The organism is Polynucleobacter sp. 39-46-10 (assembly GCF_002282275.1).
In genome coordinates, this window is the sequence record NZ_NCJB01000432.1 from 1 (window position 1) to 1651 (window position 1651).

3 protein-coding genes are annotated in these 1651 nt (G+C 46.8%); 1 reads left to right on the plus strand and 2 read right to left on the minus strand.

Going from position 1 to position 1651, the window contains the following annotated elements; all coding sequences use genetic code 11:
• A partial coding sequence (locus B7X71_RS16505; RefSeq protein WP_293601534.1) for an argininosuccinate synthase domain-containing protein occupies positions 1-138 on the minus strand: 138 nt, incomplete at its 3' end.
• A 58-nt stretch (positions 139-196) separates the two neighbouring features.
• Positions 197-1144, minus strand: a complete 948-nt coding sequence (gene argF, locus B7X71_RS16510) for an ornithine carbamoyltransferase (protein WP_293601535.1) — start codon at positions 1142-1144, stop codon at positions 197-199.
• 153 nt (positions 1145-1297) lie between these two features.
• On the opposite strand from argF, the gene B7X71_RS16515 reads away from it, so the two are divergent.
• Positions 1298-1612 carry a DUF3579 domain-containing protein gene (locus tag B7X71_RS16515; protein ID WP_215386616.1) on the plus strand — a complete coding sequence of 105 codons (315 nt, stop codon included), beginning with the start codon at positions 1298-1300 and terminating at the stop codon, positions 1610-1612.
• Positions 1613-1651 lie beyond the last annotated feature (39 nt).

Sequence of the window (1651 nt, forward strand, 5' to 3'; positions counted from 1 at the left end):
CTCAAGCTCCTCACCCTGACCCAAATCGGCAGTGAAAGTAACAATCTCGCATTGATAAGTATCTTGAAGCCATTTCAAGATCACGCTAGTGTCAAGACCACCGGAATACGCTAGAACTACTTTTTTAATATCAGACATGATTTCTTTTCAATTAAAAATGAACTAATAACCAACCAAAACAAATTGCTTCAAAAAATTAATCCAAACGACCGCAGAGTAAATACTCCATCAAGGCCTTTTGAACATGCAGACGATTTTCAGCCTCTTCCCAAACAATACTTTGCGGGCCATCAATCACTTCGGCTGAAACCTCTTCACCACGATGGGCTGGCAGGCAATGCATGAACAAGGCATCTGGCTTAGCCAAAGACATTAATTCTTCATCCACCATCCAGTCCTTAAAAGCACTCATGCGCGAGGTGTTCTCATCCTCATAGCCCATGCTGGTCCACACATCAGTGGTCACCAAGTCGGCATCCTTGCAGGCATCTTTTGGATCAGCGCAAATAGTCAGGTGTTGCTTCGCATTAGCTGTCAATCTAGACTCATCAAGCTGATAGCCGCCTGGTGCAGAGAAGCGAATTTGGAAATCTAAACACTCGGCTGCCTGTATCCAGGTATAGGCCATATTGTTGGCATCACCTACCCAAGCTACAGTTTTGCCCTGGATTGGGCCACGAGCCTCAACGAAAGTAAAGATATCTGCCAACACTTGGCAGGGATGGTATTCATTAGTGAGGCCATTGATCACTGGCACGCGAGAATTGGCAGCAAAGCGCTCAATAATCTCTTGGCCAAAGGTGCGAATCATGATGATGTCGGTCATCCTCGAAATCACCTGTGCAGCATCCTCTACAGGCTCGCCACGACCCAACTGCGTATCTCGGGTATTGAGGTATACCGCATGCCCGCCAAGCTGGTGTATGCCAGCCTCAAAAGAAAGGCGAGTACGGGTCGAATGCTTCTCAAAGATCATCGCAAGAGTACGATCGTGCAAAGGATGCCAGGTCTCGTAACTTTTGAACTTGGTCTTAAGCCAAGCAGAGCGCTTGAGGAGATAGTCATATTCTTCGCGTGTCAGGTCAGCAAACTGCAAGTAATGCTTAACCTGGCCAGGCACTTGAGGCTTTGCCAAAGATGTCATTGTTGAGCTTTCCAATAAAGTTTTAGCTTGCATTTTTTGTTTGGGCTACCGAACTGCACGAAAATAGTTCCTAAAGTCATCTTAAGGCCTTCTCAGACTGTTAAGCTAGAGGGCTGAGTAACACTGATTCCTTACAACGATTTCTACGCCAACTTGAACCACAAAAAGCTTTTCATTCAAGGCATTACAACTTCTGGCAAACCTTTTCGTCCCAGCGACTGGGCCGAACGTCTTTGCGGGGTAATGGCTACTTTTCGCCCGCCAGGTGATTCTGGCGACCCCCGCTTCACTTACTCACCCTATGTCAGACCAGTGGTTATTGCAAAAGTGAAATGCGTTGTTATCGATACCAGACTGAGAGACCTTGATCCAAGAGCACTCGACTTTGTCATGAACTTTGCCAAAGACAACAGCCTGCCAATCGAAGAGGCCTGTGAATTCGAACCGAACTCACAATCCCAGTCCTAAAAACAAAAACCCGCTCTGATAAGGAGCGGGCTTAGACCC